Here is a 14,239-nt window from a genome sequence, read left to right on the forward strand (position 1 = left end):
CAGCCGATGCATTCTGGGCCATCCGCGGCCGGATGAAGCCGAGCGGCTTCACTCCCCGCCGCCGAGCACCCCGCTCGCCTGCAACTGCCGCAGCTGCCCGGCATCCAGTGACAGCACGTCCTCCAGCACCTGCGCGGTGTGCTGGCCCAGCACCGGCGCGGCGCAGGTGTACTGCAATGGCGTGGCCGAGAACTTCAGCGGATTGCGCACCATCGCCACCTCGGCGCCACTGGCATGCGGCAGTTCGATCTTCAGCCCGCGTGCACGCACCTGCACATCGGCAAACACCTGGTCGATGCGGTTGACCGGGTTGGCCGGCACCCCGGCTTTTTCCAGCAGCGCCAGCCAGTGCGCGGCCGGGCGCGTGCGCAAGCACTCCTGCAGGTATGGCACCAGTTCGGCGCGATGGGCGATGCGGGCGGCGTTGCTCGCATAGCGTGGATCGCCCGCCAGCTGCGGCTGGCCGATCACCTCGCACAAGCGCGCGAACTGGCCATCGTTGCCCACGGCCAGCATGAAATAGCCATCGGCCGCCGGCATCACCTGGTAGGGCACGATGTTCGGGTGCGCGCTGCCCTGCCGGATCGGCACCATCCCGCCGACCAGGTAGTTGGAAGCCTGGTTGGCCAACCACGCCACCTGCGTGTCCAGCAGCGCCAGATCGATCTGCTGGCCGATGCCGGTACGCTCGGCATGGCGCAGCGCCGCCAGGATCGCGGTGGCCGCGTACATGCCGGTCATCAGATCGGTCGCAGCCACGCCCACCTTCTGCGGGCCGGCGCCGGGCGCGCCATCGGGCTCGCCGGTCACGCTCATCAGCCCGCCGATGGCCTGGATCGCCGCGTCATAGCCGGCGCGCTGCGCGTACGGGCCATCCTGGCCATAACCGGTGATCGAGCAGTACACCAGCTTCGGGTTCAGCGCCTGCAAGCGGGGGAAATCCAGCCCGTACCTGGCCAGCCCGCCGACCTTGTAGTTCTCCACCAGCACATCGCAGCGGGTAACAAGTTCGCGGATCAGCGCCTGCCCGTCGGGCGTGGTGAAGTCGATCGCCACCGATCGCTTGCCGCGGTTGGCGCACAGGTAATAAGCCGACTCGCCGGTGTCGTTGCCATCGGCATCTTTCAGGTACGGCGGCCCCCAGCTGCGGGTGTCATCACCCCCCCCGGGGCGCTCGACCTTGATCACATCGGCACCGAAATCGGCCAGCACCTGCGTGGCCCACGGCCCGGCCAGGATGCGGGACAGGTCCAGCACGCGCACACCCTCAAGCAAGTTCACTGCAGCCCCCAACCCCGGATAGCGGAACGCGCAGGGTGCCACGGCGCGCCGCCCGCCGGCCAACGCGGCACCGCCGCACACACGATCGGCCGGGTTCCACAACCCGGCCGACGGTATTTGCAGCATTCCCACGTCGCGATTTTGACGGCCGGCCAGCGGCTCAGTCGTCGTCCTGCTCGGCCGCTTCACGGCCCTGCTGGCGGATCAGCGCTTCCTCGCGGGCGTCGTTGATGGCGTGACGCACGCTGTCCAGATCGATGCTGCTCATGTCCGGGGTGTACTCGCCGGTCAGCACGGTATCGGTCTGCAGCTCACCGGCCTGGAACAGCTCCCACATCTCCTCGCCGTACCAGGTGTCCAGCAGTTCCGGCGCGCTGCGCCCGAGGAACGCGGTGAGGTTGTTGACGTCGCGCAGCAACATGGTGCGCGCGGCATTGTTGCCGGCGGCGCTGACCACCTGCGGGAAATCGATGACGATCGGGCCGTCCGGGCCGACCAGCACGTTGTACGGCGACAGGTCGCCGTGGATCAGCCCGCAGCACAGCATCAGCTTGACCTGATGCACCAGCACCGCGTGGAACTGGCGCGCCTCCTCGGCCTCCAGCTCCACCTCGCCCAGGCGCGCGGCGCTGAAGCCTTCGGCATCGGTGACCAGCTCCATCACCAGCACGCCGTGGAAATAGCCGAACGGCTCGGGTACCCGCACCCCGGCTTCTCGCAGCTGGTAGAGCGCGTCGACCTCGGTGTTCTTCCACGCCGTTTCCTGCTGCTTGCGGCCGTACTTGCTGGCCTTGCCGATGGCCCGGGCCTCGCGCGAACCGCGGACCTTGCGGCCCTCCTGGTACTGCACACGCTGCTGGAAGCTGCGCTGGGCCATGTCCTTGTAGACCTTGGCGCAGCGCACTTCACCGCCGCTGCGGACCACGTAAACGGCCGCTTCCTTGCCGCTCTTGAGCGGGCGCAGCACTTCTTCGATGACACCGTCGTCGATCAGTGCCTGCAATTGTTGGGGTGTCTTCACGGTCTCTCGGTAGGTACTGGCCGACAGGGCGGCACGGCAGGGCGGCGGATCGAACGGCGTCGAACGTGGCCCGATAGGACGGGATCAAGGGGGCATATTGTTGCCGATGGCGCCCACCGGCAACAGGCCGGCGGCATCTGCCGGGGTGGGGCGGCGTTCACGTTACCGCCGGAACCTGCCCCGGCGGCAACGCGGTTGCCAGCCGCGTCCGCGCGGCCCTTCGCCCGCGATCAGAACGCGTTGATGCCGGTCAGCTCGCGGCCGATCACCAGCTGGTGCACGGTCTCGGTGCCTTCATAGGTGATCACCGACTCCAGGTTCAGCGCATGGCGGATCGCACCGTGCTCGGTGGTGATGCCGGCGCCGCCGAGCAGGTCACGGCATTCGCGGGCGATGTCGATGGCCAGGCGGCAGTTGTTCCACTTGGCCAGGCTGACCTGCTGCGGCTGCATCTGCCCGGCGTCCTTCAGGCGGCCCAGCTGCAGCACCAGCAGCTGGCCGGCGGTGATGCGGCGGGCCATGTCGGCCATCTTGATCTGCGCGCTCTGGGTGGCGGCGACCGGGCGGCCGAACAGGATGCGCTCCTTGGTGTAGGCCAGCGCTTCGTCCAGACAGGCGATGGCCGCACCGATCGGGCCCCAGGTGATGCCGTAGCGGGCCTGGGTCAGGCAGCCCAGCGGGCCCTTCAGGCCCTTCACGTTGGGCAGGCGGTTGGCATCGGGCACGCGCACGTTGTCGAAGAACAGCGCGCCGGTCACCGAGGCGCGCAGGCTCATCTTGTGCTTGATCTCCTGGGCGGTGAAACCCGGGGTGCCCTTCTCGATGACGAAGCCCTGCACGCCCTCGTCGGTGTTGGCCCAGACGATGGCGATATCGGCCACCGGGCCGTTGGTGATCCACATCTTGGAGCCGTTGATGACCCAGTCGCCGCCGTCCTTCACCGCCCGGGTCTTCATGCTGGCCGGGTCCGAACCGCCATGCGCCTCGGTCAGGCCGAAGCAGCCGATCACCTTGCCGCGCGCCATGTCCGGCAACCAGCGCAGGCGCTGTTCTTCCGAGCCGTAGGCGTAGATCGGGTACATGCACAGCGAGCTCTGCACCGAGACGAAACTGCGGATGCCCGAATCGCCGCGCTCCAGTTCCTGGCAGATCAGGCCATAGCTGACACCGTTGAGCCCACCGCCCCCGTACTGCTCCGGCAGCGAACTGCCGAGCAGGCCCATGTCGGCGATCTCGCCGATCAGCTCGCTCGGGAAGCGGCCCTGGTCGAAACAGTCGCCGATGATCGGAATGACCCGCTCGTCGGTGAAACGGGCAACGGAATCCTGCACCGCGCGCTCTTCCTCGCTCAGCAGCGAACGCACATCGAACAGGTCGTAGGGGTTCAGTGTCTTCAGGCTCATTACTGTCTCTGGGAAGGCGCCTCGGCGCCCGGGAAGGTAGGGCATAAGGTAGTGCAAACCGGCCGAAAGAATTGCTGCGCCCGCACGTCCGCCGCCGCCACGCGGGGCGGTTGCCGCCGGCCCACCCCCCAACCTTCGGGACAGACACGGCAACGGGTGGACGCGGTATGGTGTCGCCCTCCTCAGCCGTGAACCGCACCGATGCCCGCCACTCCTCCGGCCCCGGCCACCGCGCCGTCGCAGTCCCTGGAACGCGCGCTCAAGCCGCGCCAGCTGATCATGATGGGGCTGGGCAGCGCGATCGGCGCCGGCCTGTTCCTCGGCTCGGGCGTCGGCATCCAGGCCGCCGGTCCGGCGGTGCTGATCTCCTATCTGGTGGCCGGCACGCTGGTCATCATCATGATGCACGCCATGGGCGAGATGGCCGCCGCGCGCCCGACCAGCGGTGCGTTCTCGGTCTATGCCGCCGATGCACTGGGCGCCACCGCCGGGGCCACCGTGGGCTGGCTGTGGTGGGCGCAGCTGGTGGTGGTGATCGCGGCCGAATCGGTGGGCGCGGCCGGCCTGCTGGCCACGGTCTGGCCACAGCTGTCGGTGCCACTGACCTCGCTGGCGTTCATGCTGGTGTTCACCGCGATCAACCTGCTGGGAGTGCGGAACTACGGCGAGTTCGAGTTCTGGTTCGCGATCCTCAAGGTCGGCGCGATCATCGCCTTCATCCTGGTCGGCATCGCGCTGCTGCTGGGTCTGCTGCCGGGCGTGACCTCGCCGGGGCTGGCCAACTTCACCGCCCATGAGGGGTTCATGCCCAAGGGCCTGGCCGGTATCGGTGCGGCGCTGCTGGTGGTGATCTTCGCCTTCGGCGGCACCGAGATCGTGGCCGTGGCCGCGGCCGAAACCCAGGACCCCGAGCGCAGCCTGGCGCGCGCCATCCGCACCGTGGCCTGGCGCATCCTGGTGTTCTACATCGGTTCGATCGGCGTGATCATCGCCGTGGTGCCGTGGAACAGCGCCTCGCTGAAGTCACCGTTCGCCGCCGTGCTGCAGGTGGCCAATATTCCCGGCGCCGCCACCGCCATCACCCTGATCGCGGTGATCGCCCTGCTGTCGGCACTCAACGCCAACCTCTACGGCGCTTCGCGGATGATCTACTCGCTGGCCGAGCGCGGCGAAGCCCCGCGCTGGCTGGCGCGCACCAACGCCCGCCAGGTGCCGGTGATCGCGGTGCTGGCCAGTGTGCTGTTCGGCTTCGCCGCCACCGTGCTGGAACTGCTGTTCCCCGACCAGGTGCTGCCGGTGCTGCTCAACGTGGTCGGTTCCACCTGCCTGCTGGTATGGACCATCACCCTGGTCTCGCAGCTGATCCTGCGCCGCCGCGCCGAGCGGCGGGGCACGCCGCTGCCGTTCCGGATGGCCGGTTTCCCGTATCTGACGGTGCTGGCGCTGGCGATCCTGGCGCTGATCTTCGCCCTGCTGATGGTCTCGCCGCAGACCCGCATGCAGTTCCTGTCGATGGCCGCGCTGACCGCCGTCATCGCCCTGTGCAGCGCGCTGGCGCGGCGTGCCCGCGGCGGCTGAACATGCCGGATCGGGCTGTTCACCGGCCCGCCGCGACGGCGGGCTTGTTTTAACGCGAAACTAACGGCAGGCTGCGCCCATTCGAGGCCAGCCATGCCGATTGAAGACCCAAGCGTCGACCCCCACATCGCCCCCAACGCCACCTTCGCGCAGCCGTTGTGCGGGAAGTCGGCCGGCGGCTGGCTGGCGTCCGGGCGCGGCAAAAATCACCTCCGATGCACCCGATCCGGGCTATCAACGCGGGTATCGCAATGCACAGGTTGGGCCCGACGTGACCGTACCCGCTCGCAACTCATCGCCCTGGCCCTCGCCGGGCGGGCCGATGGCCAGCGCCGCCACTGTCCACACGGACCGCATTGACCTGGCCTCCCCGCTCCACAACGTCCCTTTCCCCCTCCCCTGCCGCCTTATCGCAACGCCATGATCGACCTAGACGACCTTATCGAGCGCGCCATCGACCCTTCCGCCGTGAAGCTGGAAGGCACCCTGACCAATCCGCCCTCCTTCGGCGTGTATGCCATCACGAACGACGAGGACGGCAGCACCCATTACCGCTTCGGCAATCACCCGGTGCGTCTGCACGAGCTGGAAGACAAGTTCGGCGCGGCCGAGCTGGAATACCTGTTCCTCAACCGCGAGGACGCCGCGGCGATGACCGCCGCGCTCAACCGCGCCGACTCCTGAGCCGCGCCTCGCGGCTCACTTCAGCCCCAGCCGCTTGGCCAGCCGGTTCAAGTTGGCGCGGTCCAGTCCCAGCGTGCGGGCGGCCTCGGTCCAGCTGCCGGCGTGCCGCTCCAGACTGGCGGCGATCTGCCGCCGCTGGAAATCCTCCACCGCCTTGCGCAGATCACCGGCCACCGGTGTGCGGGTCGTCGCCGGCCCGGAAGGGGCCTCCGGACTTGCGGCCAAGGGCAACTCCAGCGCCGGCGGGCCCACGGTGAGGATGCGCGGCCGGGCCTCGCCACTGGCGGCCAGCGCGCGCAGCACCGCACGGCCGACCAGGTGTTCCAGTTCGCGCACATTGCCCGGCCAGTCGTAGCCCAGCAGCGCCGCCTGTGCCTCGGCCGACAGCCGCAGGCTGCGCAGGCCCATGCGCGTGCGCGCCTCCTCCAGGAAATAGCCGGCCAGCAGCAGCACGTCGCGCTCGCGCTCGCGCAGCGGCGGCACCCGCAGCGGATAGGCGCCGAGCCGGTGGTACAGGTCGGCGCGGAAACGCCCTTCGCGCACCGCAGCGGCCAGATCCAGATTGGTCGCGGCGATCACCCGCACATCCACCTGGTGTTCGCGGTCCGAGCCCACCCGCTGCAGCTGCCCGCTCTGCAGCACGCGCAGCAGTTTGGCCTGGCTGGCCAGCGGCAGTTCGCCGACCTCGTCCAGGAACAGGGTGCCGCCATCGGCCAGTTCGAATTTGCCGCGGCGCTCGCCGACGGCGCCGGTGAAGGCGCCGCGCACATGCCCGAACAGCTCGCTTTCCACCAGCGCATCGGGCAGCGCGGCGCAGTTGATCACCACCATCGGCTTGTCCGCGCGCGTCGAGCGGCGGTGGATGCCGCGCGCTACCAGTTCCTTGCCGACCCCGGTCTCGCCGCTGATCAGCACGCCCAGATCGGTCGGCGCGACCAGCTCCATCTCCTTGCGCAAGGCCTTGTAGGCGCTGCTCTGCCCCACCACCTCCGGCGGCGGACGCTGGCCGGCGGCCTGCCGCCAGGTCTCGGCCAACCGCTGCTCCTCGCCCAGCTGCGCCGACAGCGCGCCGATCCGCTCCACCGCCTTGACCGTGGCCGCGGCCAGGCTGACGAACGCCTCCAGCCGGCCGCATTCGGTCGGCCCGAACTGCCCTGGGCGCAGCGCATCCATCGTCAGCACGCCCCACGGCCGGTCGTCGATGTACAGCGTGCAGCCCATGCAGTCGTGCACCTCGAGGTGGCCGTGGACCGAGTCCACCAGCCCGTCGTAGGGATCGGGCAGGCCGCAGTCGGCGGCAAAGCGCACCGTGCCGGCGCCCTGCAGGATCGCCGCCAGCCGCGGGTGCTGGTCCAGCCGGAAGCGCCGCCCCAGCGTGTCCGCGCTCAGGCCTTCCACCGCCAGCGGCACCAGCTGCTCGCCGTCCAGCCGCAGCAGCGCCACCGCGTCGGCCGGCAGCAGCTGCCGCAGCACCTGCAGCAGGCGCCGGTAGCGCTCGGCCTCGGGCAGATCGCGCGACAGGTCATCGACCAGCGGAATGATCGCGGCCATGAACGGACTGCGGGTCATTTCGACACCGGCGAGTCCGATTGACTCGGAGAACTGCGGGTCATTTCAACTCGCCGAAATCGCAACCCGTTGATTTTCATGGCTTCAAAAGCTGGCACGGAACGTGGAATACACAGGGTACTCCTGAAGCAACCCGAGAAACACGCAATGCTGAGCCCCACCCAACGCGACCTGATCAAAGCCACCATCCCGCTGCTGGAAACCGGCGGTGAAGCCCTGACCACCCATTTCTACGGGCTGATGCTGACCGAGAACGAGCAGGTGCAGCCGTTGTTCAACCAGGCCCACCAGGCCAGCGGCAACCAGGCCCGGGCCTTGGCCAACGCGGTGCTGATGTACGCCAAGCACATCGACCGGCTCGAGGCGCTGGGCCCGCTGGTCGGCCAGATCGTGCACAAGCACGTCGCCCTGCAGGTGTTGCCCGAGCACTACCCGATCGTCGGCCATTACCTGCTGCGCGCGATCCGCGAGGTGCTGGGGCCGGAGGTGGCCACCGACGAGATCCTTGAAGCCTGGGGCGCGGCCTACCAGATGCTGGCCGACATCCTGATCGGTGCCGAGGAATCGGTGTATGCGGCCAATGAAAGCGCGCCCGGCGGCTGGCGTGGCGCCCGCACCTTCCGCGTCGCCGAGAAGGTGCGCGAGAGCGCGGAGATCGTCTCCTTCCATCTGGTGCCGGCAGACGGCGGCGCGGTGGTGGACTTCCAGCCGGGCCAGTACATCGGCATGACGCTGGTGCTGGACGGCAAGGAGGTGCGCCGCAACTATTCGCTCTCGCGCGCGGCCGATGGCGTGGGCTACCGCATCAGCGTCAAGCAGCAGCACCAGGGGCTGGTCTCCAACCACCTGCACAACCATGTGCACGTCGGCGACACCCTGGAGCTGTTCGCCCCGGCCGGCGATTTCACCCTGCAGGTCAGCGACAAGCCGCTGGCGCTGATCAGCGCCGGCGTCGGCATCACCCCGACCCTGCCGATGCTGGAACAGGCGCTGGCCAGCGGCCGCGAGGTGCATTTCATCCATTGCGCGCGCAACGGCCAGGTGCATGCGTTCCGCGAGCTGATCGCCGAAAAGCAGCAGCAGCATCCGCAGCTGCGCAGCTACACCTGCTACAGCGAAGCGCTGCCGGGCGACCAGGCCGACGCTGAAGGTTTCCTCTCGCGCGAACTGCTGGAGCAGTGGCTGCCGGCCGAGCGCGACCTGGATGCCTACTTCCTCGGCCCCAAGCCGTTCATGGCGCAGGTCAAGCAACTGCTGCGCGCTGCCGGCGTGCCCGAAGCCCAGAGCCACTACGAGTTCTTCGGCCCGGCCGCGGCGCTGGACGCCTGAGCCGCGCAGGCACACCGTGTTGAGGGGGGGCAGGCCGGCGGGGCAATCCGCCGGCCTGCTTGTTTGCCCCTGCCGCAAGCCCCCACGGCAGGGCCAGGCGGCGGCAGCGCGCATTGCCGGGAAGATCGGCATGAACATCTGTGCCGTGAAGCGGACGGCGGTGCCGTGCTTTCGGCCCGGCGGGCGGGGACATCGGCCGGTCCTGTCCGGCCACGCTGGAACCGCAGGAGCGGCGGCCAGGCCCCCGATCACCGCAGATGCGGGATCAGCGCAGGTGGGCCTGCAACCAGCGCTCGACGATGACAAGCGTTCCCAGCTTGGCCGGAACCGCCAGCGACATCGCCCGCGCCAAGGCATCCGCCTGTCGAATGAAGGCCTGTCGGGCCACCCGCTGCGCCTGCTGCACGGCCGACTGCTGCCGGCGCAGCTGCACGATCTGCAGCGACGGCCGGCCCGGCGGGGCGAACTTCTGGTAGCGGCGCAGCTCATCGGCCACCAGCGCGACATCGGCCTCGCGCTGCGCCAGCGCCTGCCCGGCCAGCAGCAGCTGCGCCAGCGCCTGCCCGCGCGCGTTCAAGGCACCGTCCGCATCGAACAGCGCCAGCGGCGCCAGCGCCGGATCGCGCTGCTGCAGACGCTGCAACGGCAGCGTCCAGGGAAAGGTGGCGATGAAATCGGACATGCGGGCGACAGGCAAGGAAGGGCGAGGCACTGTACGGACTGGCGCCGGCCGGCACCAGTCACACCGGCCGCACGCTCAGCCGATCACCCGCTTGAATGGCGGCAGCGCATCGATGATGCGTTTGCCGTAACGGCGGGTCAGCAGCCGCGAATCGAGGATGATCACCCGGCCCGTGTCGGTGGAGGTGCGGATCAGGCGCCCGGCGAACTGGGTCAGCGTGCGCAGCGCATGCGGGATCGCGATCAGGTTGAACGAGTTCAGCCCGCGGCTTTCGAACCACTCGCTCAGGGTCGAGGTCTGCGGATCGGTCGGCACCGCGAACGGCACCTGGGTGATGACCACCGTGGTGCAGGCCTCGCCCGGCAGGTCCAGGCCCTCGCCAAACGAGTTCAGGCCGAACAGCACCGAACCCTCGCCCGCCGCGGTGCGCCTGAGGTGCTCGTCGATCATCTTCTGCTTGGCGCCGTCACCCTGCACCAGCACCTTCTTGCGCAGCGTCGCCGGCATCAGCTCGGCCACTTTTTCCATCTTCCAGCGCGAGGTGAACAGCACCATGCTGCCCTTGTCCCAGTCCAGTTCGCTGGCCAGGTACTTGGCCACTTCCTTGGGATGGCGCTCGCGGTCGTCGGGTGTCACCGGGAACGGCGGCACGATCAGCTCGGCCTGGTTGGGCAGGTCGAACGGCGAGGCCAGCGACACCATCTCCGCGTCTGCGGGAATGCCGTTGTCGATGGCCAGCGACTGGAAATCGCCGCCGCCGGTCAGCGTGGCCGAGGTCATCACCACCGAGTCCACTTCGTCCCACAGCAGCTTGCGTAGCACCATCGCCGCCGATACCGGCGAGCAGTGCAGGATGGTGTCGCCATCGCGCGACAGGGTGATCCAGCGCGCGATCGGCGGCTGGCCCTCCTTGTCCTCGCGGCGCCAGCCGGCCCACAGGTTGTACTGCTGCTCGACCATTTCCTGGGCCATGCCCAGATTGCGCTGCAGGCGCTCGACCGCCGGATCATCCTGCTTGCCCTTGGCCACCGCCGAAGCCGCCGCCGTGGTCCAGTTGAGCAGGGTGCGGGTTTCATCGGCCAGCACTTCGATCGGCTGGCGCCAGGAGTCAGGCAAGCGGCCATTGGCGGCGCGCCACATCGGTTCGCGCTCGTCGGGCTGCGGAATCCATACCTGGGCGATCTCGTCGCGGAAGGCCTTCAGCAGCTTGCTCACCCGCGCCGCCACCTCGATGGCCTCGTTCGGCAGCAGGTTGCCGAGCTTGTCCTTGTCCACCGCGCGGTAGGCGCCGGCGATCAGGATCTGCAGGCGGCCGGTGCGCTTGGCCATGTCATCCAGCGGCAGGGTGGCCGCGCCCTGGTCGATGGCGACATTGCCGATGTGGTGGCCTTCGTCCAGTACCAGCAGCATCTCGCCGGGCGGGGCGATCAACGGCTGGCCGCTGTCGCTGTCGCCCAGTGACAGTGCCGACAGCAGCAGCGCGTGGTTGGTGACCACGATCTGCGCATCGCGCACATCAGTACGCGCGCGCAGCACCGGGCATTGCGCCGAATACGCGCAACGGCGCCCGGCACAGGCCGAAGCCGGCGTGGTGATGCGCATGCGCAAGGTGGGGGTGACCGCCTCCGGTGCGTTGTCCAGATCGCCATTCCACTTGCCCTCGATGAAGGCCTTGGTCAGCTTCTCGGCCACATCCATTTCGATCGGTGCCAGCGGCCGGTCGTAGAGCGGGGCCTCGTCGCCGAACATGCCTTCCTGGCTGCCCTCGCCCTGCGCTTCGGCGGCATTGCGCGTGCACAGGTAACGGGTGCGCCCCTTGGCCAGCGCCACGGTGGCCTGCAGCCCGGTGTTCTTCAGGAAATTGGGGATGTCGCGCTCGACCAGCTGCGACTGCAGCGCCACGGTGCCGGTGCTGATCACCAGCTTCTTCTTGCTGGCCAGCGCGATCGGCACGCCGGCGGTCAGATAGCCCAGACTCTTGCCCACGCCGGTCGGCGCTTCCACCACACCCACGCCGCCGGTGCCCAGCGCACGCGACACCACGCCGATCATCTGGCTCTGCGAACGGCGCGTGCTGAACCCGGGCGTGTTGGCCTGCAGCTTGGCGTAGGCGTCGCGGATGCCGGCCTTCAATTCCTCGGTCAAGGTCCGCGGTGCTTCCACTTTTTCGGTCACGCCACTGTGCTGCCTGCTGCGATCAAGGCCGGCATTTTCCCACACCGGCCCGCATTCACCGAATGCCCGTGCAGATCACACCGTGCCGCGCGCCGCTTGTCGACGCAGCGCCTGTACCAGCGCCCACGCCAGCAGGATGAAACCGGTGGCCTCCAGCAGCGACAGCGCGAAATGGGCCACGCCCAGCACCGTGTTCAGACCACTGAGCCCGGCGAAGTTGCCGCCGGCGATCAGCAGCAGCGGCAGGACGCTCAACACGCCGCCGACAAGGGTCGCCGCCAGCAGCAGCACCAGCGCCGACAGCGCCACCGTGCGCACCCGCCCGCGCGGGGTATCCAGCAGCATCACCAGGGCCACCCCCAGCGCGATCAGGATCGGCAGGCGGTAGCCGATGGAGACCAGCAGGGTGGTCAACAGCTGCGTGCTTTCCATGGCACGCTCAGTCGGCGGTGACCAGGAACGCATCGCGGCTGCGCAGCTGCGCGTACACCGCATCGGTTTCCGGACGCATGCCATGCCATTGCTGGAAGCTTTCGGCGGCCTGTTCGACCAGCATGCCCAGCCCGTCGAAACTGTTGCGGCAGCCCGAGGCGCGGGCCCAGGCCAGGAATGGAATGGCCGCCTCGCCGTAGTTCAGATCCACCGCCGTGGTCATGCTGTTGACCAGCGACAGCGGCAGGTTGAAGCCCTCACCGCCACCGCGCGCGGCCGAGGTGGCGTTGATGATCAGTTCGAAATCGCCCTGTTCGCGCAGCGCTTCCCAGTAGGCGGAAATCGCGCGGCCCGGCTCGCTCATCGCATCGACCAGCGCATCGGCACGCTCGGGCGAGCGGTTGACCACGATCAGTTCGAGGATGCCGGCATCCAGCAGCGCCGGCGCCACGCCGCGTGCGGCGCCGCCGGCGCCGAGCAGCAGCACGCGGCGGCCGCGCAGGTCCAGCCCATGCCGCCCGGTCAGGTCGCGCACCAGACCGATGCCGTCGGTGTTGTCCCCGTGCCAGCGGTCACCCTTGCGCAGCAGCGTGTTGACCGCGCCGGCACGCTGCGCACGCGAGGTGGTGGTGGTGCACAGCGCGAACGCCGCTTCCTTGAGCGGCAGGGTCACATTGGCCCCGACGCCGCCCTCGGCGGCAAAGGCTTCCAGTGCAGCGGCGAACGCGTCCGGCGAAGCCTCGATCGCACGGTAGTCCACGGCGATACCGTGCGCCTTGCCGAAGGCCGACTGGATGAAGGGCGATTGCGAGTGTGCGATGGGCTGGCCAAATACGGCGTAGCGGGGTGCGCTCATGGTGATCCTCTGCATGACCTAGACTGGACGCGATTCTCGCCTGCGGAACCTTCATGCGGACCCGACCACTGCTGCTCGCGCTGACTGCGAGTCTACTCTGTACCCCGGTGGCCTCGGCGCTTTCCGAGTTCGGCATCGAAGGCATGGCGTGGTCTCCACCCGCGCCGATGAGCTGCGTGCCAGCCTGTCGGCCGACGGCCAGCGCATCGTCTGGGCCAGCAACCGCGACGGCGGTGCCGGCGGCTGGGATCTGTGGCAGGCAAGCCTGCAGGGCACGCGCTGGATGGAGGCACAGCCGCTGGCGCTCAACAGCGAGGCCGACGAGGTCGATCCGTTCCTGAGCGCCGACGGCCGCTGGCTGTACTTCACCTCCAACCGCACCGGCGGCCGCGGCGGATTCGACCTGTACCGGGCCGCGGTCCGGCCTGACGGCAGCTTCGGTGCCCCGCAGCCGCTGGGCAAAACACTCAACAGCCGCCACGACGAGCGCTCGCCGGCGCTGGCCGACGATGGCCGCCTGCTGTTCACCAGCAACCGCCCCGGCGCAGCCGGCGGCTGGGACCTGTGGCAGGCGGACAGCGCGGGCGCGGGTTTCAGCGCGCCGACGCCCCTGGCCGGCATCAACAGTGCGGCGGATGAAATCGATGGCAGCTGGCTCAGTGGCGGCCGCGCGGTGCTGTTTGCCCGCACCGCGGCCGAAGGCGGCACCCGGGTCTGGCTGGCGCAATGCCGACAGGGCCGCTGGGCGCCACCCGCGGCGCTGGCGCTGTCGTTCAACACACCCGGGGGCACCACCCGCGGCGCGCTGGTCGATGCCAGCAAACCGGCCGAGCTGGTGCTCAGCGGCAGCGCACGGGCGCCGCGGGCCGGCGGCCTGGACCTGTACCGGATGAAGGCCCCGGCGGTGGACGGCAGCGACGACTGCCACTGAGCCCATGCCGGTGGCGGCAGCTCAGCGGCGGGCGAGGATCTCGGCGCGACGCTTCTCGTACTCTTCCTCGCTGATCTGGCCCTTCTGCTTCTGCAGGCTCAGCGCGCGCAGCCCGGCATCCACCTCCGGCGGCGGCGGGGCTTCGCGCTGCAGCCGTTCGGCCGCCGAATGCAGTTCGGCCGGACGCCGGCGCGCACGCACGATCGCCGCGATCACCAGCCCGATCACCGCCGCGAATACCGACACGCCGATCACCCATACCACCCACTGGTAGGCCTGTACCGCCGGAGCATCCATC

Annotated in this window: 12 protein-coding genes and 1 pseudogene; 4 read left to right on the forward strand and 9 right to left on the reverse strand. The window is 69.2% G+C overall.

Features of this window, described 5'->3' with window-relative positions; translation table 11 throughout:
* Positions 1-48: 48 nt before the first annotated feature.
* The 3 genes from ACVOMH_RS10125 to ACVOMH_RS10135 all read right to left on the reverse strand — a co-directional run bounded on the left by ACVOMH_RS10125 (position 49) and on the right by ACVOMH_RS10135 (position 3,705).
* Positions 49-1,281 (reverse strand): CaiB/BaiF CoA transferase family protein, encoded by a 1,233-nt coding sequence (locus ACVOMH_RS10125; protein ID WP_481551873.1) that lies wholly within the window; start codon positions 1,279-1,281, stop codon positions 49-51.
* 160 nt (positions 1,282-1,441) lie between these two features.
* Positions 1,442-2,302 (reverse strand): PA4780 family RIO1-like protein kinase, encoded by an 861-nt coding sequence (locus tag ACVOMH_RS10130; protein ID WP_481551874.1) that lies wholly within the window; start codon positions 2,300-2,302, stop codon positions 1,442-1,444.
* A gap of 230 nt (positions 2,303-2,532) precedes the next feature.
* Entirely contained in the window at positions 2,533-3,705 is a 1,173-nt protein-coding gene (locus tag ACVOMH_RS10135; RefSeq protein WP_481551875.1) for an acyl-CoA dehydrogenase family protein, read from the reverse strand.
* 201 nt (positions 3,706-3,906) lie between these two features.
* On the opposite strand from ACVOMH_RS10135, the gene ACVOMH_RS10140 reads away from it, so the two are divergent.
* Together ACVOMH_RS10140 and ACVOMH_RS10145 are read left to right on the forward strand one after the other, a co-directional pair.
* Positions 3,907-5,283, forward strand: coding sequence for an amino acid permease (locus tag ACVOMH_RS10140; protein WP_481522526.1), 1,377 nt, complete (start codon positions 3,907-3,909; stop codon positions 5,281-5,283).
* Positions 5,284-5,703: 420 nt separating this feature from the next.
* The gene (locus ACVOMH_RS10145) at positions 5,704-5,967 is read left to right on the forward strand and encodes a hypothetical protein (protein WP_481522525.1); all 264 of its coding nucleotides are present in this window, start codon (positions 5,704-5,706) and stop codon (positions 5,965-5,967) included.
* Positions 5,968-5,982: 15 nt separating this feature from the next.
* On the opposite strand, the gene norR is transcribed toward ACVOMH_RS10145, so the two are convergent.
* Positions 5,983-7,536 carry a nitric oxide reductase transcriptional regulator NorR gene (gene norR / locus ACVOMH_RS10150; protein ID WP_481551876.1) on the reverse strand — a complete coding sequence of 518 codons (1,554 nt, stop codon included), beginning with the start codon at positions 7,534-7,536 and terminating at the stop codon, positions 5,983-5,985.
* Positions 7,537-7,683: 147 nt separating this feature from the next.
* Between norR and hmpA the strand changes: the two genes are divergently transcribed.
* Positions 7,684-8,865, forward strand: coding sequence for an NO-inducible flavohemoprotein (gene hmpA, locus ACVOMH_RS10155; RefSeq protein WP_481551877.1), 1,182 nt, complete (start codon positions 7,684-7,686; stop codon positions 8,863-8,865).
* 265 nt (positions 8,866-9,130) lie between these two features.
* On the opposite strand, the gene ACVOMH_RS10160 is transcribed toward hmpA, so the two are convergent.
* The 4 genes from ACVOMH_RS10160 to aroE all read right to left on the reverse strand — a co-directional run bounded on the left by ACVOMH_RS10160 (position 9,131) and on the right by aroE (position 13,010).
* On the reverse strand, positions 9,131-9,547 hold the full coding sequence (locus tag ACVOMH_RS10160; RefSeq protein ID WP_481551878.1) for a hypothetical protein: 417 nt from the start codon (positions 9,545-9,547) through the stop codon (positions 9,131-9,133).
* A 75-nt stretch (positions 9,548-9,622) separates the two neighbouring features.
* The gene (dinG, locus tag ACVOMH_RS10165; protein WP_481551879.1) at positions 9,623-11,722 is read right to left on the reverse strand and encodes an ATP-dependent DNA helicase DinG; all 2,100 of its coding nucleotides are present in this window, start codon (positions 11,720-11,722) and stop codon (positions 9,623-9,625) included.
* Between the two features lie 75 nt (positions 11,723-11,797).
* Positions 11,798-12,154 (reverse strand): hypothetical protein, encoded by a 357-nt coding sequence (locus ACVOMH_RS10170; protein ID WP_481551880.1) that lies wholly within the window; start codon positions 12,152-12,154, stop codon positions 11,798-11,800.
* Positions 12,155-12,161: 7 nt separating this feature from the next.
* Positions 12,162-13,010, reverse strand: a complete 849-nt coding sequence (aroE, locus tag ACVOMH_RS10175; RefSeq protein WP_481522519.1) for a shikimate dehydrogenase — start codon at positions 13,008-13,010, stop codon at positions 12,162-12,164.
* A gap of 53 nt (positions 13,011-13,063) precedes the next feature.
* Between aroE and ACVOMH_RS10180 the strand changes: the two are divergent.
* Positions 13,064-13,941 (forward strand): annotated as a pseudogene (locus tag ACVOMH_RS10180) (TolB family protein).
* A 21-nt stretch (positions 13,942-13,962) separates the two neighbouring features.
* Here ACVOMH_RS10180 and ACVOMH_RS10185 read toward each other — a convergent pair.
* Positions 13,963-14,238 carry an SHOCT domain-containing protein gene (locus tag ACVOMH_RS10185; protein ID WP_481522517.1) on the reverse strand — a complete coding sequence of 92 codons (276 nt, stop codon included), beginning with the start codon at positions 14,236-14,238 and terminating at the stop codon, positions 13,963-13,965.
* Position 14,239 lies beyond the last annotated feature (1 nt).

This window comes from Stenotrophomonas sp. STEN013 (assembly GCF_056760355.1).

Excerpts from the sequence above, each read along its gene's own strand:
- norR (WP_481551876.1), bottom strand. The coding sequence starts at position 7,536 with ATGACCCGCAGTCCGTTCATGGCCGCGATCATTCCGCTGGTCGATGAC.
- ACVOMH_RS10135 (WP_481551875.1), bottom strand. The coding sequence starts at position 3,705 with ATGAGCCTGAAGACACTGAACCCCTACGACCTGTTCGATGTGCGTTCG.
- aroE (WP_481522519.1), bottom strand. The coding sequence starts at position 13,010 with ATGAGCGCACCCCGCTACGCCGTATTTGGCCAGCCCATCGCACACTCG.
- ACVOMH_RS10170 (WP_481551880.1), bottom strand. The coding sequence starts at position 12,154 with ATGGAAAGCACGCAGCTGTTGACCACCCTGCTGGTCTCCATCGGCTAC.
- ACVOMH_RS10160 (WP_481551878.1), bottom strand. The coding sequence starts at position 9,547 with ATGTCCGATTTCATCGCCACCTTTCCCTGGACGCTGCCGTTGCAGCGT.
- ACVOMH_RS10145 (WP_481522525.1), top strand. The coding sequence starts at position 5,704 with ATGATCGACCTAGACGACCTTATCGAGCGCGCCATCGACCCTTCCGCC.
- ACVOMH_RS10140 (WP_481522526.1), top strand. The coding sequence starts at position 3,907 with ATGCCCGCCACTCCTCCGGCCCCGGCCACCGCGCCGTCGCAGTCCCTG.
- hmpA (WP_481551877.1), top strand. The coding sequence starts at position 7,684 with ATGCTGAGCCCCACCCAACGCGACCTGATCAAAGCCACCATCCCGCTG.
- ACVOMH_RS10185 (WP_481522517.1), bottom strand. The coding sequence starts at position 14,238 with ATGGATGCTCCGGCGGTACAGGCCTACCAGTGGGTGGTATGGGTGATC.